18 protein-coding genes are annotated in these 18,968 nt (G+C 53.9%); 7 read left to right on the top strand and 11 right to left on the bottom strand.

The features are described from left to right. Positions 1 to 18 precede the first annotated feature (18 nt). The 4 genes from C0560_RS01630 to C0560_RS01615 all read left to right on the top strand — a co-directional run bounded on the left by C0560_RS01630 (position 19) and on the right by C0560_RS01615 (position 4,263). A complete protein-coding gene (locus C0560_RS01630; RefSeq protein ID WP_181827175.1) occupies positions 19 to 270 on the top strand; it encodes a hypothetical protein in 252 nt (83 codons plus the stop codon). Between the two features lie 475 nt (positions 271 to 745). Further along, complete coding sequence (locus C0560_RS01625) at positions 746 to 2,317, top strand: sensor domain-containing diguanylate cyclase (RefSeq protein ID WP_123429868.1); 1,572 nt, start codon at positions 746 to 748, stop codon at positions 2,315 to 2,317. 90 nt (positions 2,318 to 2,407) lie between these two features. Beyond that, a complete protein-coding gene (locus C0560_RS01620) occupies positions 2,408 to 3,169 on the top strand; it encodes an EAL domain-containing protein (RefSeq protein ID WP_123429867.1) in 762 nt (253 codons plus the stop codon). A 239-nt stretch (positions 3,170 to 3,408) separates the two neighbouring features. Next, entirely contained in the window at positions 3,409 to 4,263 is an 855-nt protein-coding gene (locus C0560_RS01615) for an EAL domain-containing protein (protein WP_181827173.1), read from the top strand. A gap of 49 nt (positions 4,264 to 4,312) precedes the next feature. Here C0560_RS01615 and ssb1 read toward each other — a convergent pair whose 3' ends face one another. Next, on the bottom strand, positions 4,313 to 4,840 hold the full coding sequence (gene ssb1 / locus C0560_RS01610; RefSeq protein WP_100778048.1) for a single-stranded DNA-binding protein SSB1: 528 nt from the start codon (positions 4,838 to 4,840) through the stop codon (positions 4,313 to 4,315). 246 nt (positions 4,841 to 5,086) lie between these two features. Here ssb1 and uvrA point away from each other — a divergent pair, with 246 nt between their 5' ends. Continuing rightward, on the top strand, positions 5,087 to 7,909 hold the full coding sequence (gene uvrA, locus C0560_RS01605; protein WP_248859486.1) for an excinuclease ABC subunit UvrA: 2,823 nt from the start codon (positions 5,087 to 5,089) through the stop codon (positions 7,907 to 7,909). A gap of 3 nt (positions 7,910 to 7,912) precedes the next feature. Here uvrA and C0560_RS01600 read toward each other — a convergent pair whose 3' ends face one another. From C0560_RS01600 to dnaB, 5 genes are all read right to left on the bottom strand, one after another. Next, positions 7,913 to 8,266, bottom strand: a complete 354-nt coding sequence (locus C0560_RS01600) for an MmcQ/YjbR family DNA-binding protein (RefSeq protein ID WP_100778051.1) — start codon at positions 8,264 to 8,266, stop codon at positions 7,913 to 7,915. Positions 8,267 to 8,383: 117 nt separating this feature from the next. Continuing rightward, the gene (gene aphA, locus C0560_RS01595) at positions 8,384 to 9,097 is read right to left on the bottom strand and encodes an acid phosphatase AphA (protein ID WP_100778052.1); all 714 of its coding nucleotides are present in this window, start codon (positions 9,095 to 9,097) and stop codon (positions 8,384 to 8,386) included. Between the two features lie 275 nt (positions 9,098 to 9,372). Next, positions 9,373 to 10,566, bottom strand: coding sequence for an aromatic amino acid transaminase (gene tyrB / locus C0560_RS01590; RefSeq protein ID WP_248859485.1), 1,194 nt, complete (start codon positions 10,564 to 10,566; stop codon positions 9,373 to 9,375). A 131-nt stretch (positions 10,567 to 10,697) separates the two neighbouring features. Further along, the gene (gene alr, locus C0560_RS01585; RefSeq protein WP_181827172.1) at positions 10,698 to 11,777 is read right to left on the bottom strand and encodes an alanine racemase; all 1,080 of its coding nucleotides are present in this window, start codon (positions 11,775 to 11,777) and stop codon (positions 10,698 to 10,700) included. A gap of 90 nt (positions 11,778 to 11,867) precedes the next feature. Beyond that, on the bottom strand, positions 11,868 to 13,280 hold the full coding sequence (gene dnaB / locus C0560_RS01580) for a replicative DNA helicase (protein ID WP_100778055.1): 1,413 nt from the start codon (positions 13,278 to 13,280) through the stop codon (positions 11,868 to 11,870). A 74-nt stretch (positions 13,281 to 13,354) separates the two neighbouring features. Here dnaB and C0560_RS01575 point away from each other — a divergent pair, with 74 nt between their 5' ends. Then, entirely contained in the window at positions 13,355 to 14,338 is a 984-nt protein-coding gene (locus tag C0560_RS01575) for a quinone oxidoreductase (protein ID WP_100778056.1), read from the top strand. Between the two features lie 178 nt (positions 14,339 to 14,516). Here C0560_RS01575 and pspG read toward each other — a convergent pair whose 3' ends face one another. The 4 genes from pspG to C0560_RS01555 all read right to left on the bottom strand — a co-directional run bounded on the left by pspG (position 14,517) and on the right by C0560_RS01555 (position 17,945). Continuing rightward, a complete protein-coding gene (gene pspG / locus C0560_RS01570) occupies positions 14,517 to 14,759 on the bottom strand; it encodes an envelope stress response protein PspG (RefSeq protein WP_100778057.1) in 243 nt (80 codons plus the stop codon). Positions 14,760 to 14,897: 138 nt separating this feature from the next. Continuing rightward, a complete protein-coding gene (gene dusA / locus C0560_RS01565) occupies positions 14,898 to 15,893 on the bottom strand; it encodes a tRNA dihydrouridine(20/20a) synthase DusA (RefSeq protein WP_248859484.1) in 996 nt (331 codons plus the stop codon). An 81-nt stretch (positions 15,894 to 15,974) separates the two neighbouring features. Beyond that, entirely contained in the window at positions 15,975 to 17,234 is a 1,260-nt protein-coding gene (gene traF, locus C0560_RS01560) for a conjugal transfer protein TraF (RefSeq protein WP_371923377.1), read from the bottom strand. A 222-nt stretch (positions 17,235 to 17,456) separates the two neighbouring features. Continuing rightward, on the bottom strand, positions 17,457 to 17,945 hold the full coding sequence (locus C0560_RS01555) for a cupin domain-containing protein (RefSeq protein WP_100778060.1): 489 nt from the start codon (positions 17,943 to 17,945) through the stop codon (positions 17,457 to 17,459). A 116-nt stretch (positions 17,946 to 18,061) separates the two neighbouring features. Between C0560_RS01555 and zur the strand changes: the two genes are divergently transcribed. Continuing rightward, a complete protein-coding gene (gene zur, locus C0560_RS01550) occupies positions 18,062 to 18,577 on the top strand; it encodes a zinc uptake transcriptional repressor Zur (RefSeq protein ID WP_100778061.1) in 516 nt (171 codons plus the stop codon). A gap of 68 nt (positions 18,578 to 18,645) precedes the next feature. On the opposite strand, the gene C0560_RS01545 is transcribed toward zur, so the two are convergent. Further along, positions 18,646 to 18,855 (bottom strand): CsbD family protein, encoded by a 210-nt coding sequence (locus tag C0560_RS01545; RefSeq protein WP_095280331.1) that lies wholly within the window; start codon positions 18,853 to 18,855, stop codon positions 18,646 to 18,648. Between the last annotated feature and the right edge of the window lie 113 nt (positions 18,856 to 18,968).

Raw genomic sequence — 18,968 nt, 5'->3', positions numbered from 1 at the left:
ATAATTTATGGATGCTTAATGATGAAAATTGATAGTAGCAATCTAACCATGGCGACGGTGGCAGCTTACGGTTCACAGATGGAATCCTCGCGAAGCCCATTAGGGACCAGACGTTCTAGCGGCAATGCCTGCCCACAAAGTGGTTACTGGCAAATAGATAATCCTGCAGTCACTAACGTGGTTAATGTGAAAAAGGGCGACACGATGCCCTGGCAAAATGGTTATCCGGTTAACTGGAAATTGATTGAGTATGATTTGAAAAACGAATAATTCATTTCTTTTGCTATGGCTGGAAAATTGCTTTTCCGCTTATCCAGGAAATAAAATTTCCCTCCCCCCCCCCTCACAATAATCATTGAATCAACATCACAGCAACATTTACCCCTTTTCCTAATACTTCGTAAAATAAATATTCCCGCGTAGAAAGTGTTAATTCTATAAGTATTGTCAACGCATGAAAAGAAGTTGAGTTAATTTCATTATAAACAACAAGTTAACATGTATATATGTAAACAAAAGATCGTTTTAATCTATCAATACCTCGATTTCGATCGATATTAACAAATAGATCTCCTTACGTTCCATTCATTGACCGCATCGATCGATAACCATTATTCGATCGGCTTTGACAATTAAAAAATGAGCATGTACGCTTCCCACAAATCGAATTTCTCTCGTCGTTGTTAATTAATTGTTAGGATGATTCATCCTCTTATTTAGCGACAATTCATCCCTGTTACCAGGCATGTTTTGCGCTTTTTTTCTATTTCTATCTCTTATTGTTTATAGCCTGTACGATCCGGAGTACACAGTGATCAAAAGTTTGAATTTCAGAAGGCCGTTGAATATTTGTTTTTCCGCGATGGCTTTTACCCTCATTTTAGTTTGTCTTATGATCACCCTGGCACAGTGGACAGATATTAAAGATTCGTATAAAAGGCTGAACAATTATTACGTCAACAATATGGCGTCCTTTTTTGATAAATATCTGAGTGGATATGAAGATATCCTCAGAGAGATGGCGCGCGTCGCCGCCGATCAGCATAAGTTTAGCCATATCGAAGAGACGGATTTACCCCTGCGAAACTGGTTAATTGAGCGCCTGCGCATCATGCCGGATGCGGTGTCTATTATTCATGCCGATGATGACGGGCATTTCATTCGCCTGCCCTACACGGGCGCGCTCAGCAAGAAAAACATCAACTGGGACCCACGTCAGGCCGCCTGGTTTACGATTGCTGTGGAAGATACCGAGGTCGCCCACTACACCATTAACACCGATCCTTTTACCGGAAAAGAACAGGTCCTGACGATATCACTTCCCATTATCAACGGCGAGGATGGTTCGAACGACGGCGTGCTGGCCCTCAATCTGGATGTGGAAAAAAGCGAAGAAATTCTCATTAATTCTCTGCCGCCGATGAAGAGCAAAACCTTCCTGATGAGCCGACGCGGTAAAGTCATCATTAACCCGGGTCACGCTATCGAGCCAGACACCTTAAAGGCGATCGCCGATCACGCCCGAGAGTATCGCGGGGATTTTTACTTCAACAGGCATTACTATTTCTATCGTGCCATCTCACCACAAGGATGGTTTGTCGTTCAGCAGGTGGCTGAACATGAGATGAACCAATTGGTGCTGCACGAAAGTATCAAAGTGACTTATGGAATGGCCTTTGCGCTGGTGGTGCTGCTTTTCTGCTGGTGGGCATCCCGGGCGGCGCTGAATACGATTTATATGCGTATCGCCAATGGGATCAGAAACGGTGCAATTAAGCCTACCGCTGTAGAAGAACTGCTATTTGATGAGATCCATAGTGCGAGGCTGCGTCAGGAACAGATTGAGCATGATGCGCTGACCGATGGCCTGACCGGTCTCGGAAATCGCCGCGCCTTTGACCATGACATCGAAGAGTACAATGGGCAAAACAATACCCATATCGCGATGATCGACATCGATAATTTCAAAACCGTCAATGACACCTGGGGCCACATGACCGGCGATATGGTGCTTAAAACCACTGCCGAAATCGGGCTACGCCTGCGCGGGCTGGAAACTATCACACTCTATCGCTACGGCGGTGAAGAAATTGCCGTGTTGTTCAAGGATGTTTCCATCGAAAAGGCGCAAAGCTATCTCGAAAAATGGCGAATTACGTTGAATACCAGAAGTTTCCGCGAAAAAGATCTGCGAGTTTCGTTCAGTGCCGGACTGTGCAAAATGGGGGATAGCTCGGTCTCTGAGGTCATCGCTCAGGCCGATAAGCTGCTCTATCAGGCGAAAAAAACCGGGAAAAATAAGGTCCTGACCGGTTAACTTGCCAACGCCGCAATATGTCCCCGCCGGTTTAAGTCTGACATGCGTTGTGTCGTTTTAAACGGGTAACCTTTTGGCTATGAGGCTGGTATGGAAAAAAGTACACATTTTGTCGTTCAGAGTGTCGAAAAAAACAGGCTCGATGCTGGCATCGATTTTGTCATTCAACCTATTTTCGATCTCTCGCGCTTCGTCTGCATTGGCGGCGAGGTGCTGGTGCGCGGCACCCATCGGCGCAATATTGTTCCGCCAAACCTCTTTATTCGTCAACTGGAAGAGACGGGTGGGATCGTGCCAATGGGCGATTACGTTATGGCTCAGGCGTTTGCATTTATCGCCAGGAAGCAGCAGGCATTGCGAGAAAACCAGCTCTTCACACTGAATATTTCTCAGATTCAGTTGAACGACAGCGCTTTTGCCGCGCGCGCCATTAACCTGCTGCAACAAAACCATCTGCCTCCACGAAACTTCGTTTTTGAAATTACGGACAGCGTCGATTGCCCGGAACCCGCCATTCGCCAAAACCTCGAACAGCTGAGCCACGCGGGCATTCAGCTCGCCTGGGACGGAATTAACGGCCTGGAGAGGCTGCACGCCAGGCTCGCCGTCTGGACAACCGACTACATTAAACTGGACAAAAGCTGTCTTGCCGCAGCGAATCTCGACAACACCTGTTTGATGCTGGACGATATCAATAAAAGAGATATCGACGTAATTATCGAAGGCGTTGAAAACTATACCCATGTCTCCACCATGCTGCGTCACGGAGTGAAATATGGACAAGGTTTTCTCTTCTCTCGGCCTCTCAGCAAAGAGCATTTTCACCAGGAATATATGCAGCCCGAACGCTAACAGACTGCCTGCCCGACCATGCGTATAAGAAAATAATCCTCATGTATCAGCAATATCTTCTTCGAACAAAAAAGAACAGAGTCATCATTTCATGTATGGCCTTTGTGCTGACATTCGTTGTGACCGCGATGATTGCGCTGGCCAGCATGTATAACCATCAGAAAAAAAATAGTGAGAATGAGGCACCCGTTTATATCCAGGCAGACCATGAGCCCCGGTTGAATCACACGTTAAAGGCCATGGCGACATCCTGGATTTCTGTCAGTTTTATCCTTGCGATGTCCTGTATTATGGCGGGCGTCGTCTGGCGACTGGCGGTGCGTCGCCACTCTCTTTATCACCAGCTGGCCAATGCGATTCGGCAGCGTAAGATCCACCCGCATTATCAGCCGCTGATTTGCGCCCATACCAATGTCGTCTCAGGCGCGGAGATCCTCGCTCGCTGGCGTCATCATGAGTTGGGGTTTATTCCACCGGACCTGTTTATCCCGGTGGCGGAGCGCACGGCGTTGATTATCGATTTAACGGAAAGCCTGCTGGAGCAAGTGGTGAAGGATATTCAGCAAGGCACAATGACGCTCCAGCCTGGGTTTAACCTTAATCTCAATATCAGCTACAGCCATTTGACGGATGACGCCTTCGATGCCTTTGTAGACCGCTGGGCACCGGTTTTGGCGGCACAGGGCCTGACGCTGGTCTTTGAAATTACCGAGCGCGAAAACATTGATATTGGCGAGGCGATGGCGAGGAAGGTAACCCACATAAAAAGTAGTGGCATCAAGATTGCGCTGGATGATTTCGGCACCGGCTTTTCGAATCTGGCGTTTATTGCCAACCTTAGCCCCGACTACATCAAAATCGACCGCATGTTTGTCCGTCAGATCACGCGCGATACCGCCACGCCGCTGATTGACTGCGTGATTGATATGGCGAAAAGAATGAACATTCTCACCACCGCAGAAGGCGTGGAGTATGACTATCAGGTGGAGTATCTGAAGGCGAATCAGATCGACTGTTTACAGGGTTATTTCTATGCAAAACCGCTCGCATTTGGTGATTTTGTGACATTTTTAAGAAATTACGCCGCCAGGTAAAAACAAAAAGCCCCGAAAGGGGCTTTTTTAATACTGATGTCTGCAAACCTTAGAACGGGATGTCGTCGTCGAAATCCATTGGTGGTTCATTAGACGGTGCTGGAGCAGACTGCTGCTGCGGACGAGACTGCGCGCCGCCGCTGAACTGATTGCCGCCCTGTGGCTGCTGAGGCTGACCCCAGCTACCCTGCTGCTGCTGGCCGCCGCCTGCAGGTGCGCCACCGCCCTGACGGCCACCCAGCATCTGCATGGTGCCGCCGACGTTTACCACAACTTCAGTGGTGTACTTTTCTGCACCGGACTGATCGGTCCATTTACGGGTACGAAGCTGACCTTCGATATACACCTGAGAACCTTTACGCAGATATTCACCAGCTACTTCTGCCAGTTTGCCGAACAGCACAACGCGGTGCCATTCAGTCTGCTCTTTCATCTCACCGGTCGCTTTATCACGCCAGGATTCGGAAGTAGCCAGCGTAATGTTGGCAACTGCGCCACCACTCGGCATGTAGCGTACTTCCGGGTCCTGGCCCAGATTACCGACGAGAATCACCTTGTTTACGCCTCTGCTGGCCATGATTGTGTCTCCTGAATACGTTTCTTAATAGTGTAAACGCGCGAGTGTACCATTTCCACGGTGCAATTTGATAGCTGCGACCGCGATTCCACAGAACTCACGCTACCTAAACATTGTTGCACATTAAATCGGAATCTGCTTTCCAATACTGTATATTAAAACAGGTCAGATTGTGTCATAATTAGCCGTTTCTGCCGTTTGTCCTTCAAACAAACCAGGCATCCGAGTCTCTACCGGGAAAGGTGAATGGATAAGATCGAAGTACGGGGCGCCCGCACCCATAATCTCAAGAATATCAACCTCATAATCCCTCGCGACAAGCTGATTGTCGTGACCGGGCTATCGGGTTCTGGCAAGTCATCTCTGGCTTTCGACACCTTGTATGCCGAAGGACAGCGTCGTTACGTTGAATCGCTCTCCGCCTATGCGCGTCAGTTCCTGTCACTGATGGAAAAGCCAGACGTCGACCATATCGAAGGGTTGTCGCCTGCCATTTCCATTGAGCAGAAATCAACGTCCCACAACCCGCGTTCTACGGTCGGTACGATTACTGAAATTCATGACTATCTGCGTCTGCTGTTTGCCCGCGTGGGCGAGCCGCGCTGCCCGGATCATGACGTGCCGTTGGCCGCGCAAACCGTCAGTCAGATGGTGGATAACGTGCTGGCGCAGCCTGAAGGCAAGCGCCTGATGCTGCTGGCGCCTATCATTAAAGACAGGAAAGGCGAGCACACCAAAACGCTGGAAAACCTGGCAAGCCAGGGCTACATCCGCGCGCGTATCGACGGGGAAGTGTGTGACCTTTCCGATCCGCCGAAGCTGGAACTGCAAAAGAAACACACCATTGAAGTGGTGATTGACCGCTTTAAAGTGCGCGACGATCTCACGCAGCGTCTGGCCGAATCGTTCGAAACGGCGCTGGAGCTGTCGGGTGGGTCCGCTATCGTCGCGGATATGGACGATGTGAAAGCTGAAGAGCTGCTCTTCTCCGCGAACTTTGCCTGTCCGATTTGCGGCTACAGCATGCGCGAACTGGAACCGCGTCTGTTCTCGTTCAACAACCCGGCTGGCGCGTGCCCTACCTGTGATGGTCTGGGCGTGCAGCAATATTTCGATCCGGATCGCATCATTCAGAATCCGGAGCTTTCGCTGGCGGGTGGCGCGATTCGCGGCTGGGATCGCCGTAATTTCTACTATTTCCAGATGCTGAAATCCCTGGCCGAACACTATAAGTTCGACATCGAAGCGCCGTGGGCGAGCTTAAGCCCGAATGTTCATAAAGTGGTGCTGTCAGGTTCCGGCAAAGAGAACATCGAGTTCAAGTACATGAACGATCGCGGCGATACTTCCGTGCGCCGCCATCCGTTCGAAGGCGTGTTGCATAACATAGAACGCCGCTACAAAGAGACCGAGTCCAGCGCAGTGCGCGAGGAGCTGGCGAAGTTTATCAGCAACCGCTCCTGCACCACCTGTGAAGGAACGCGTCTGCGCCGCGAGGCTCGCCATGTCTTTGTCGAGAACACGGCGCTACCGACCATCTCAGACATGAGCATCGGCCACGCGATGGACTTCTTCACCAATCTTAAGCTCTCCGGCCAGCGCGCGCAGATTGCTGAGAAAGTGCTGAAAGAGATAGGCGATCGCCTGAAGTTCCTCGTGAACGTCGGCCTGAACTACCTGTCACTTTCTCGCTCAGCGGAGACCCTCTCCGGCGGCGAAGCGCAGCGTATCCGTCTGGCAAGCCAGATTGGCGCGGGCTTAGTCGGGGTGATGTATGTGCTGGATGAGCCGTCCATCGGCCTGCACCAGCGCGATAACGAACGCCTGCTCGGCACGCTGATCCACCTGCGTAATTTGGGTAACACAGTGATTGTGGTCGAGCACGACGAAGACGCAATCCGCGCCGCAGACCACGTCATCGATATCGGCCCTGGCGCGGGTGTGCATGGCGGCCAGGTGGTCGCCGAAGGGACACTGGCCGACATCATGGCCGTTCCGGAGTCGTTGACCGGGCAGTTCATGAGCGGCAAACGCAAAATCGACGTGCCGAAGCAGCGCGTTGCGGCCAACCCAGAGAAAGTGCTGAAGCTGACTGGCGCGCGCGGCAACAACCTGAAAGACGTCACGCTGACGCTGCCGGTTGGGCTGTTCACCTGTGTCACCGGGGTGTCGGGTTCCGGTAAATCGACGCTGATTAACGATACCTTGTTCCCGATTGCACAGACTCAGCTGAACGGCGCAACGCTCGCCGAGCCAGCGCCATATCGCGACATTCAGGGCCTGGAACATTTCGATAAAGTGATCGATATCGACCAAAGCCCGATTGGCCGTACGCCGCGTTCAAACCCGGCTACATATACGGGCGTCTTTACGCCTGTACGTGAACTGTTTGCCGGTGTTCCTGAATCACGCTCGCGCGGGTATACGCCAGGACGTTTCAGCTTTAACGTGCGCGGTGGCCGCTGTGAAGCCTGTCAGGGCGACGGTGTGATTAAAGTTGAAATGCACTTCCTGCCGGATATCTACGTGCCGTGCGATCAGTGCAAAGGCAAGCGCTATAACCGCGAAACCCTGGAGATTAAGTACAAAGGCAAAACGATCCACGAAGTGCTGGATATGACCATTGAAGAGGCGCGTGAGTTCTTCGATGCGGTGCCTGCGCTGGCGCGTAAGCTGCAAACGCTGATGGACGTGGGGCTGACCTACATTCGTCTCGGGCAGTCAGCGACAACGCTCTCCGGCGGGGAAGCCCAGCGCGTGAAGCTGGCGCGTGAACTGTCGAAACGCGGCACGGGCCAGACGCTGTATATTCTGGATGAGCCAACCACCGGCCTGCACTTTGCCGATATCCAGCAGTTGCTTGAAGTGCTGCATCAGCTGCGCGATCAGGGCAATACGATTGTGGTCATTGAGCACAATCTGGATGTCATCAAAACCGCAGACTGGATTGTGGATCTCGGTCCGGAAGGCGGCAGCGGCGGCGGTGAAATCCTCGTCTCCGGTACGCCAGAGACAGTTGCCGAGTGCGAAGCCTCGCACACCGCGCGCTTCCTTAAACCTCTGCTGTAATCCTCAGTCTGAAAGCTGCTGTCGGGTATTTTCCGGCAGCAGCTCAAAGGCCTGCTTGTAAGAGGCATCCACCAAATAGTAAATCTGCGAATCGGGCAGCGAGCCGTCGAGATAGACGGTGCTCCAGTGCGCTTTATTCAGATGCTTGCTCGGGCGCACATCGCTGTGCTGCTGACGCAACAAGTCCGCCAGTTCCGGGCTGGTTTTTAACGATGCCGCCGGACGCCCTTCTACCTCTTTTACCATCGCAAACAGCACGTCAGCCACTTTGATCTGCGTGGCTTTCCAGTCGCTGTGGACACTCTGCCCGGCGCCCGGTTTATTCATGCAATATTGCAGTATCTCCGAAATTGTCATCTTTGCTCCCCTGTGAGTGGGTTGAGTGCGACCTGAGGACTTGCCTCTTTAAGTGTGCAGCAAGACGACAAAAGGTAAACCCGGGCAGGCCCAATTTGTACAAATAATCATCGATTATCAGTATTCAGAATTAACAATCACCTCTTCGCCAAAAGAGCCGGCCATAGGCAGCGGGCGGTACGTCGAGTTGGAGGCGCGCAGAACGCGGATGCCACGGGCACCGACATCACGGGCGGCAGAGATATCGTTATCCGAATCGCCGTAGAACACTTTGATATTTTTCTGTTCCAGCCACTGGGTTTTGGTGTTTTGCCCGTGCTTATCCCCGGCAAAAATTACCGGATTCATATTCGCTGGCGGAATAGAAAAATCGCCCTGCAGGGTTTTGCTGACGGTTTCCGTTTTGGTCTGGCTGCGACCGGTGATGAAATAGATGCTGTCGCCGCGTTTTACGTGCATCGCAATCAGTGCGCGACCCACCTCTTTCGGGATACTGAATTCATCCCAGCCGTTGTTCATTTTTTCCCAGAATTCCGGGTTCTTCAGATACTCCTCGCTCTCAGGCGAGTAGGTTTTTTTGCCTCGCCAGAAGCCAGGGCTGGAAAAGAGGACGGTATCGTCGATGTCAAAACCAACAGCCATTGGCGCGCGGCCCATCAGGCTATTTTCAATTTGTGCCACGGAGACCCAGTGAATGGGGGCTTGTTCAGCCAGAATGGCGGCGGTGGTTCCGGTGTAAAGCGGCGTTGGTGCGGAGGCTCGGGCACCGACTGCACTATTAAGCGAGAACAATAAGCAGGCGGCGCTGAGCGCCAGTGTGATCTTGCGCATGTATTCCCCTGAATATTCAGTTTGTTATCGTTTTAAATTGAGCGAATGGTCAAAAATCTATCAGACCTTAACCCCTGAGCCAGGCGAAGGAAAGGAAATTTTTCAGATTGTCCCTGGTAAAGGGAGGGATATCACAAAGCGGGAAAAACAAAAAAGCCGGGTGGCCATTGCGCCTTACCCGGCCTGCGATTCAGGTCGTGGTCACCGTTATTGGCCCGGTACGCACAGCGCCACCGGGCGTTAATGGGTACGAACCCAAAAGAGTAAGTGAGTGCTTACATCACAGCCGCAAACGCCTGTGCGACGCGCTGAACGTTATGCGCATTCAGCCCTGCGACACACATGCGGCCGCTGGCAATCATATAGACGCCAAACTCTTCACGCAGACGATCGACCTGCTGCGCGCTCAGCCCGGTGTAGCTGAACATCCCACGCTGCTTGAGCAGATAATCGAAGTTATGCTCCGGTAACGCGCTTTTCAGGGCGTTAACCAGCGCCTGACGCATCGCCAGAATACGCGTACGCATCGCTTCCACTTCAGCAAGCCAGGTCGCTTTCAGGCCCTCATCGCCCAGAACCGTCGCCACGACCTGCGCACCGAAAGCTGGCGGGCTGGAGTAGATACGACGCACGGTGGCTTTGAGCTGGCCAAGCACGCGGCCTGCTGCCTGTTCGTCTTCGCAGACCACCGACAACCCGCCGACACGCTCGCCGTACAGGGAGAAAATCTTCGAGAAGGAGTTGCTCACCAGTGCTGGCAGCCCGGCGCTGGCAATCGCGCGGATCGCGTAGGCATCCTCTTCCATGCCTGCGCCAAAGCCCTGATAGGCGATGTCGAGGAACGGGATCAGATTCCGCGCTTTCAGCACCTCAATGACCGCATCCCACTGGCTGTTGGTCAGATCCGAACCGGTTGGGTTGTGGCAGCATGGATGCAGCAGGACGATGCTGCGCTCCGGCAAGGTGTGCAGTTTTTCCAGCAGCGCTTCAACGCGTACACCTTTGGTGTCGTTGTCGAACCACGGATAGGTGCTGACGGCAAAGCCCGCGCCTTCAAAAATCGCGACGTGGTTTTCCCAGGTCGGATCGCTGACCCATACGCCTGAATCGGGGAAGTATTTTTTCAAAAAATCGGCGCCCACTTTCAGCGCACCGGAACCACCCAGCGTCTGAATAGTCGCGACGCGTTTTTGCGTTAATACCGCATGATCGGCACCAAACAGCAGCGGCGCAATGGTGTTGCGGTAGGTATTCAGCCCTTCCATCGGCAGATAGAGCGAGGCGCCGTGCGGCACCGCGTTGAGACGCGCTTCGGCTTCGGCCACCGCCTGCAGTTGAGGAATAATGCCGTCTTCGTTGTAGTAAAGACCGATGCTGAGGTTCACTTTGTCGCTGCGTGAATCTTCTTTGAAACGCTCCATTAAGGAGAGAATGGGGTCGCCGGCGTAGGCGTCAACTTTCTGGAACACGCGATGTATCTCCGGATATCTGTCAGGCAGGGATTTCAACAATAAACCGGAAGCGCGAGAAGATCGAGGGGATGTTCATCACAAGGTGCATGCCGGGTGAGGCGAAGCCGCCACCCGGCACTCAATGGGCGTTAATCGACGTACTTCATCGCCACCCGCGACGTGAGGCGCGTGATAAGTTCGTAAGCACTCACTTTCGTAATTTCAGCAATGCGCTCAACGGGTAAACCTTCGCCCCACATCACGACCGGATCGCCCGCTTTGTCGGCGGCATCAGGCCCGAGATCGACGCAAATCATGTCCATCGCGACACGCCCGACAAGTTTCACCTGACGGCCATTCACCAGCACGGGCGTACCGGACGGTGCCGCGCGCGGATAACCGTCGCCGTAGCCCATCGCCACCACGCCCAGACGCGTATCGCGCTCGCTCACCCAGGTGCCGCCGTAGCCAACCGGTTCACCCGCCTGATGCTCACGCACGGCAATCAGGCTGGAGACCAGCGACATCACCGGCTGGAAGCCAAAATCAGGCCCCCAGGGTTTACTTTCCAGCGGCGAAACGCCGTAGAGAATAATGCCCGGACGCGCCCAGTCGAAGTGCGACTGCGGCCAGAGCAAAATACCGCCGGACGCCGCGATAGAGCGCATTCCCGCCTTGCCTTCGCAGAAGGTGTTAAAGATGTCGAGCTGCTGCTCCGTGGCGCCGCACTCAGGCTCATCGGCACGGGCAAAGTGGCTGACGATATTCACCGGCTGACGCACGTTTTTGCACTGGCTCAGGCGCTGATAAAACGCCTCTGCCTGCTCCGGGCGCACGCCCAGGCGATGCATGCCGGTGTCGAGTTTCATCCACACGGTGACCGGCTCGCTGAGGGTCGCAGCTTCTAGTGCGGCCAGCTGCTCTTCGTTATGCACGGCGGTGTGGAGATGCTGATCGGCAATCGTCGTCAGATCGTCGGCTTCGAAAAAGCCTTCGAGTAACAGAATCGGTTGGGTGATGCCGCCCGCGCGCAGGTGCAGGGCTTCTTCGAGACGGGCGACGCCAAAGGCATCGGCATCAGGGAGCGTTCGCGCGGTCTCAAGAAGACCGTGTCCGTAAGCGTTCGCTTTCACGACTGCAACGAGCTTACTGGCGGGCGCCAGTTCACGCAGACGTTGCAGGTTGTGTCGCAGAGCGCGGCGGTTAATGACTACAGTTGCCGCTTGCATTCGAATTCCTTGCCTTAATGAAATAAATCCAATCCTCTAAATCATTTGCGTTCCAGCGGCGGTGGCTGTGACGCGAAGGATGACGAGGATTTATTCGTCGTCGTACTGCGGCCCCGCATAATTATCAAAACGCGACCACTGACCGTTAAACGTCAGACGCACCGTCCCGATCGGGCCGTTACGCTGCTTACCAATAATAATTTCCGCGATGCCTTTCATGTCGCTGTTCTCGTGATAGACCTCGTCACGGTAGATGAACATGATCAAGTCGGCATCCTGCTCGATGGAGCCTGATTCACGCAGGTCGGAGTTGACCGGGCGCTTATCGGCACGTTGTTCCAGGGAGCGGTTAAGCTGTGACAGCGCCACGACGGGCACCTGCAACTCTTTGGCTAACGCCTTGAGTGAGCGAGAAATTTCTGCAATTTCCAGAGTACGGTTATCGGAGAGCGACGGCACGCGCATCAGCTGCAGGTAGTCAATCATGATAAGGCCGATACCGCCGTGTTCGCGGGCGATACGGCGCGCACGGGAGCGCACTTCCGTCGGCGTCAGGCCGGAGGAGTCATCGATATAGATGTTCCGTTTTTCCAGCAGAATGCCCATGGTGCCTGAAATGCGCGCCCAGTCTTCGTCGTCAAGCTGACCGGTACGAATACGGGTCTGATCCACGCGCGACAGGGACGCCAGGGAACGCATCATAATCTGGTCCGATGGCATCTCAAGACTGAAGATAAGCACCGGTTTATCCTGCAACATCGCCGCGTTTTCGACGAGGTTCATCGCAAATGTCGTTTTACCCATCGACGGACGCGCCGCGACGATAATCAGATCCGACGGCTGCAAACCGGCGGTTTTTTTGTTGAGATCGTCGTAACCGGTATTTACGCCGGTCACGCCGTCATGCGGCTGCTGGAAAAGCTGTTCGATACGCGCGACGGTGGAGTCGAGCACGTCGGCGATATTTCGCGGACCTTCGTCTTTATTGGCGCGGCTTTCGGCGATCTTGAAGACGCGGGATTCGGCGAGGTCCAGCAAATCTTCGCTGGTACGGCCCTGTGGATCAAAGCCCGCTTCGGCGATCTCGTTCGCAACGGCGATCATCTCGCGCACAACGGCGCGTTCGCGCACGATATCTGCATAAGCGCTGATGTTCGCCGCACTTGGCGTATTTTTCGATAACTCTGCCAGATAGGCAAATCCACCGACCGAATCCAGCTGCCCCTGACGCTCCAGCGATTCCGCCAGTGTAATCAGGTCAATCGGGCTACCGGCTTCCTGCAGGCGCGCCATTTCGGTAAAGATATGGCGGTGTGGACGGGTATAAAAATCGTCGGATACCACGCGCTCGGCGACATCGTCCCAGCGCTCGTTGTCCAGCATTAAACCGCCCAACACCGACTGTTCCGCTTCAATCGAGTGCGGCGGGACTTTGAGTCCGGCGACCTGCAAATCGCGCTCGCGAGGCTCAGTCTGTTTGTTGAAGGGTTTATTTCCTGCCATAGTGAATGGATTACCATAAATTGAGAGACGGGGAAGTATAACCGTCTGCAAATGAATCGACAAAGGAGTTCAACGTGGCAACTCGTATCGAATTTCACAAGCATGGTGGTCCGGAAGTCCTCAAGGCCGTGGAGTTTACCCCCACGCCGCCTGGGGAAAATGAAATCCAGGTCGAAAACAAGGCCATCGGTATCAACTATATCGACACCTACATTCGCGGCGGGCTTTATCCACCGCCAGCCCTGCCGAGCGGTCTGGGGACCGAGGCCGCAGGTGTCGTGGTGAAAATCGGCAGCGGCGTGAAGCATATTAAAGAAGGCGATCGCGTGGTGTACGCCCAGTCGCCGTTGGGCGCGTACAGTTCGATTCACAACGTGCCCGCCGATAAGGCCGCCATTCTGCCGAACGCGATCTCATTCGAACAGGCCGCCGCCTCCTTCCTGAAAGGGCTGACGGTCTATTATCTGCTGCGCAAAACCTACGAAATCAAACCTGACGAGCAGTTCCTGTTCCACGCCGCAGCGGGTGGCGTTGGGCTTATCGCCTGCCAGTGGGCAAAAGCGCTGGGCGCAAAACTGATCGGTACCGTCGGCAGCGCCCAAAAAGCGCAGCGGGCGTTACAGGCTGGCGCGTGGCAGGTGATCAACTATCGCGAAGAGAGCATCGCCGAGCGGGTGAAAGAGATCACCGGCGGCAAGAAACTGCGCGTGGTGTATGACTCGGTAGGGAAAGACACCTGGGAAGCGTCGCTGGACTGCCTGCAGCGTCGGGGTTTGATGGTGAGCTTTGGCAACGCCTCGGGCGCGGTCACCGGGGTGAATCTGGGTATTCTGAATCAGAAAGGCTCGCTGTACGTGACGCGCCCTTCCCTGCAAGGTTACATCACCACCCGTGACGAACTGACAGAAGCCAGCAATGAGCTATTTTCGCTGATCGCCAGCGGCGTGATTAAAGTGGACGTGGCTGAGGCGCAGAAATATCCGCTGAGCGATGCACAGCGCGCGCATGAGGTGCTGGAGAGTCGTGTGACGCAGGGATCGAGTTTGCTGATCCCTTAAAAAAGAATTAGGGCTTCCCGTAGGAAGCCCTTTCTTTTTTTAGTTCGGCTGTATGTAGGGTACAGCTCGATGAATTCTTTAACGGCGGCAATAGTGACAGATTCGATAAGTAAATCCTATTCTGTTCTAAGCATCGCTGCCGGAAAAGTTGCAGGTATGTGACGAAGACCTCAATACCTTAGTAACGAAAGCGGTTATTGCGCTGATACTGTGGGACTTTTGGCGCTTTTATCGCCCGAATTACCCACACCACGGCCACCGCCAACAGCAACCACGGCAACAGTTTTAGCATCAGTGCAAACAGCCCACCGATAAACATCACCACCGTCGCCACAACCAGTGCCGCCAGAATGCCAAGCAGCGAAATTCCGGTCGCCATCAGCATGACAAAAAATCCAATCACAAACAGCAATTCCAGCATGGCTCTCTCCCACGTCAATACCATAAAGATGTAGTGACTATTACAAGAAATGTGCCAAATTTAACTTATTGAAATATAAACAAAACGCCCCGCGAACATTCGCAGGGCGTGGTGAATTTGACGAACTTTTAGTGAAAATTATCGCTTGTCAGCGACCAGACGCAGGGCCTGCTCCAGCACTTCAATATCCGCCCCGGCTTTATGCGCGTTTTCACTCAAGTAGCGACGCCACTGACGCGCCCCTGGAATGCCCTGGAACAACCCGAGCATATGACGCGTTACGTGGCCCAGATAGGTGCCATTGCTCAGCTCACGTTCGATGTACGGGTACATGGCACGCACCACGGCCACCGGATCGCTATCGGCGCGCTCAACGCCAAAGATCTCGCGATCCACCGAGGCCAGAATGCCCGGATTCTGATACGCCTCGCGGCCTACCATGACGCCATCCATATGTTCTAAATGGGCTTTGGCTTCGTTGAGAGACTTGATACCGCCGTTAATCGACATTGTCAGATGCGGGAAATCACGCTTCAGCTGATACACGCGCGGGTAGTCCAGCGGCGGAATTTCACGGTTCTCTTTTGGACTAAGACCGGACAACCAGGCTTTACGCGCGTGGATAATAAACATCTCGCACTCGCCCTTCCCGGATACAGTGTCGATGAAATCGCACAGGAATTCGTAGCTGTCCTGATCGTCGATGCCGATACGGGTTTTGACCGTCACCGGAATCGACACCACATCGCGCATCGCTTTGACGCAATCCGCCACCAGTTGGGCATTCCCCATCAGGCATGCGCCGAACATGCCGTTCTGCACGCGATCGGACGGGCAGCCGACGTTGAGGTTAATTTCGTCGTACCCACGCTCTTGCGCCAGTTTCGCACAATGCGCCAGCGCCGCCGGATCGCTGCCACCAAGCTGCAACGCAACCGGATGCTCTTCTTCGCTATAGGCCAGATAGTCGCCCTTTCCGTGAATGATCGCCCCGGTGGTGACCATTTCGGTGTACAGCAGCGTGTGGCGAGAGAGCTGACGCAGGAAATAGCGGCAGTGTCTGTCGGTCCAGTCGAGCATCGGCGCGATGGAAAAACGGTGTGCAGGGAAATCGGACTGTAGTTCTGACGGCATGGCGAAGTTTTAAGCATGTGGTGGAAAAGGGGCGCTACTATAGCACAAAGAAAAGCCGGAGGCGCATGGCCTCCGGTCGTCTTAGAAGGTGACGCTCAGCTGCGCGCCTGCCCCCCAGGTTTTGTCCTCGCCGTACAGACCCATCAGATCCACATGGACCGCGTTGAACGGCGCAAAGCCAACACCGCCGGTGAAGACGTTGCTGTCATTGTCCTTCACGTCCGCGCGATAACCGGCGCGCACCGCCAGCCAGCTGAGCGGCGTGACCTCGGCGCCGACGCCGACGTACTGAGAGTTATCTTCGCTCTTGAAGCCTTTGGTTTCAGTCAGATCGCCATCGGCAGTCAGGGTCACCAGATCGTTATGCCAGGCCACGCCCGCAGTCACCAGCGGACGGATCTGGTAGGTGTCTTTGTAGCTCACCACGTCACCCGTGCGGCCATTGCGGATACGGATATCTTTGGTATCGATATCGCGCGACATCAGGTTCTGCCCGCTCAAGCCCACCGTCCAGTTCTCGCCAAAATCGGCGGCCACACCGGCATCCACGTTAAAGCCAGTATCGTCCGTGCGATAGCGGCTGCTGTTCCAGTCGCTGCTGTCGTAGGTGTAAATGGAGGTGGTGTAGTTGTAGAGCCAGGTTTTTTGCAGTTTTGGCGTGATACCGACGGAGACCGGCACATCGCCAATATCAAACTGACGGGCCACCGCGACGCCATAGTCAGAGACAATCGCCGCCCGGCCTGAGGCCGTGGAGTTGAGGTTTTTGGTGATCTCATCCGAACCGTTAAGAGCGGCATCAAGCGCGACGCTGCCCGCCACCAGTTTACTGTTCTGGATGCTGCGCAGATAATCGATATCCTGCTGGTCAATAGAGGAGCTTACCCGTGCGTGAGCGTTGCCTTTCGCCACAAAGGCGACCGCCAGCACGTTATTTGGAATGCTGACCGCAATCCCGGCACCGGCGGTGGCGCGAGCGGTTTTACCTTTCAGATCGTCCAGCTCGTCAGCGAGATCTTTCGCGGCACTCTGAAACTGGTTAACGGATCCCAAAGGATTGGCGATGATCTCAGCCGCTGTCAGGCTGTTAATCACATCGTCGTAGTAATCGACTTTATCGCTGATATCGTCGATCTGATCCTGCAGATTATCTTTGTCGGTAATCTGTGCGCCGACCGAAGGCAAAATAACGGTAATGTCGTCATCCGGTTTTGCTTTTGCCAGCAGTGCCGGGTTAATAAACGCTCCGCTACCGTAATTGCCTGATGCAACGCCAGTACCGCCCATCGCGTCGCTACGCGCTTCTGTCCAGGTATTGGCTGCTCCCGCCTCGTTTGCCATAAACAGGGAGACAGCGATGCTAACCACCGAAAATTTAAAATGTTTTTTCACAGTATGCTCGTTTTATAGTCTGTTATTAAACAACCCCTGTCAGTTATCACCCATACAGGGACGAACTATTGCTGTGAATAACATCAAAAAGACACGCCTGTTCCCTAAGTTAAATCTTCCGCAAGGCCTGTTGTAATTTGTGACGGCCCTCAATATTTATAGAAGAGGATATTATTTTCGCCCAGGTTTTCCGTCGTGAGGGCCAAAAAATTGCGGCGGATGGTCCACCCAGCGGTCCTCGCGGGTGGCAGCGTAGACCGGGTTGAGCGGGTAATAGATGCGGTTGTGTTTTTTGTTCGCCTCGCCCACCACCAGCAGCCGCACCTCTTCGTCGGTGTTATTGATAAAGGTGTGGCACACGCCGGTTCCGGCCGGAAAACCGACGCTGTCGCCCGGCTCTAGTTTCCATAAATATCCGTTAATCCACGCCTGGGGATACCCTTCAATAACAAAGATAAACTCCTCTTCGTCGCTTTCAGCATGCGGATACGAAGTGCGACGGCCCGGCGGCAGGCGTTCATGGTGGATACCGATCCGCCCAAGCCCCAGTTTGCGGGCCAGCGGTGCACCGATAGCAAAAAGTTCGTCACTGTCTGGATAAGTGGAGTCGTCGGCACCTTCGACGTCGCGCCAGTGCCGGATGCAATCAGGTCTTTTCATTGTATTTTTCCCGTGTGGCGATGGGTCAGGTATAGCACAACTGTGGCGGATCTCGGCGTTTTCAGCAGAACATGGTAAAGTGAGGGTTTTCCAGACTCCATAATTCGAGGTGCGATATGGATAAGACCACGATGCAAGATCTGCTAGCGCAAGCTGAAAAGCTCTGTGCGCAACGCAATGTGCGCCTGACCCCGCAGCGCCTTGAAGTGTTACGTCTGATGAGCCTGCAACGCGGTGCCATCAGCGCCTACGATCTGCTCGATCTGCTGCGCGAAAGCGAGCCGCAGGCGAAACCGCCCACCGTTTATCGCGCGCTGGATTTCCTGCTGGAGCAAGGCTTTGTGCATAAGGTTGAGTCGACTAACAGCTATGTGCTGTGCCATCTGTTCGATCAGCCAACACATACCTCAGCCATGTTTATCTGCGATCGCTGCGGCGCGGTTAAAGAAGAAGGGGCGGAAGGTGTGGAAGATATTATGCATTCGCTGGCGGCTAAAATGGGCTTTGCCCTGCGCCATAACGTGATTGAAGCACACGGGTTGTGTTCAGCCTGTGTCGAAGTGGAAGCCTGTCGTCATCAGGGTGAATGTCAGCATGATCACTCCATTCTGGTGAAGAAAAAACCGCGCTAAAAACGAAGCGGGCGGCCATTAGGCCGCCCTCAGGGATTGTACTTCCGTGTACAACGGGTAGAACTCTGTTACCAGCGGTAGTCGTTGCGTTTTTCCCAGTCAACAACCTCTTTTTCCGCCTGATCTTTCGCGTAGCCGTAGCGTTCCTGAATCTTACCTACCAGCTGTTCGCGTTTACCTTCAATGACGGTCACGTCATCGTCGGTCAGTTTACCCCATTGTTCTTTCGCTTTACCTTTGAACTGTTTCCAGTTACCGCCGATTTCGTCTTTATTCATAATCAGTTCCTCATCGTTCGGTTATCACGTAAATTCGAGTCGTCCGTTACGTTCATTTCTGCTGGACGTGATAATAATTGTAGATAAGGATTCGGCATGCGTGTTGAGATTCA

This window comes from Lelliottia sp. AC1 (assembly GCF_023278595.1).
GTDB classification, from domain to species: domain Bacteria; phylum Pseudomonadota; class Gammaproteobacteria; order Enterobacterales; family Enterobacteriaceae; genus Enterobacter; species Enterobacter nimipressuralis.
Note: the sequence above shows the minus strand (reverse complement) of the source record. Positions and strands in the feature narration are given on the sequence as shown.

Excerpts from the sequence above, each read along its gene's own strand:
- C0560_RS01630 (WP_181827175.1), top strand. The coding sequence starts at position 19 with ATGATGAAAATTGATAGTAGCAATCTAACCATGGCGACGGTGGCAGCT.
- C0560_RS01625 (WP_123429868.1), top strand. The coding sequence starts at position 746 with ATGTTTTGCGCTTTTTTTCTATTTCTATCTCTTATTGTTTATAGCCTG.
- C0560_RS01620 (WP_123429867.1), top strand. The coding sequence starts at position 2,408 with ATGGAAAAAAGTACACATTTTGTCGTTCAGAGTGTCGAAAAAAACAGG.
- C0560_RS01615 (WP_181827173.1), top strand. The coding sequence starts at position 3,409 with ATGGCGACATCCTGGATTTCTGTCAGTTTTATCCTTGCGATGTCCTGT.
- ssb1 (WP_100778048.1), bottom strand. The coding sequence starts at position 4,840 with ATGGCCAGCAGAGGCGTAAACAAGGTGATTCTCGTCGGTAATCTGGGC.
- uvrA (WP_248859486.1), top strand. The coding sequence starts at position 5,087 with ATGGATAAGATCGAAGTACGGGGCGCCCGCACCCATAATCTCAAGAAT.
- C0560_RS01600 (WP_100778051.1), bottom strand. The coding sequence starts at position 8,266 with ATGACAATTTCGGAGATACTGCAATATTGCATGAATAAACCGGGCGCC.
- aphA (WP_100778052.1), bottom strand. The coding sequence starts at position 9,097 with ATGCGCAAGATCACACTGGCGCTCAGCGCCGCCTGCTTATTGTTCTCG.
- alr (WP_181827172.1), bottom strand. The coding sequence starts at position 11,777 with ATGCAAGCGGCAACTGTAGTCATTAACCGCCGCGCTCTGCGACACAAC.
- dnaB (WP_100778055.1), bottom strand. The coding sequence starts at position 13,280 with ATGGCAGGAAATAAACCCTTCAACAAACAGACTGAGCCTCGCGAGCGC.
- pspG (WP_100778057.1), bottom strand. The coding sequence starts at position 14,759 with ATGCTGGAATTGCTGTTTGTGATTGGATTTTTTGTCATGCTGATGGCG.
- dusA (WP_248859484.1), bottom strand. The coding sequence starts at position 15,893 with ATGCCGTCAGAACTACAGTCCGATTTCCCTGCACACCGTTTTTCCATC.
- traF (WP_371923377.1), bottom strand. The coding sequence starts at position 17,234 with ATGGCAAACGAGGCGGGAGCAGCCAATACCTGGACAGAAGCGCGTAGC.
- C0560_RS01555 (WP_100778060.1), bottom strand. The coding sequence starts at position 17,945 with ATGAAAAGACCTGATTGCATCCGGCACTGGCGCGACGTCGAAGGTGCC.
- zur (WP_100778061.1), top strand. The coding sequence starts at position 18,062 with ATGGATAAGACCACGATGCAAGATCTGCTAGCGCAAGCTGAAAAGCTC.
- C0560_RS01545 (WP_095280331.1), bottom strand. The coding sequence starts at position 18,855 with ATGAATAAAGACGAAATCGGCGGTAACTGGAAACAGTTCAAAGGTAAA.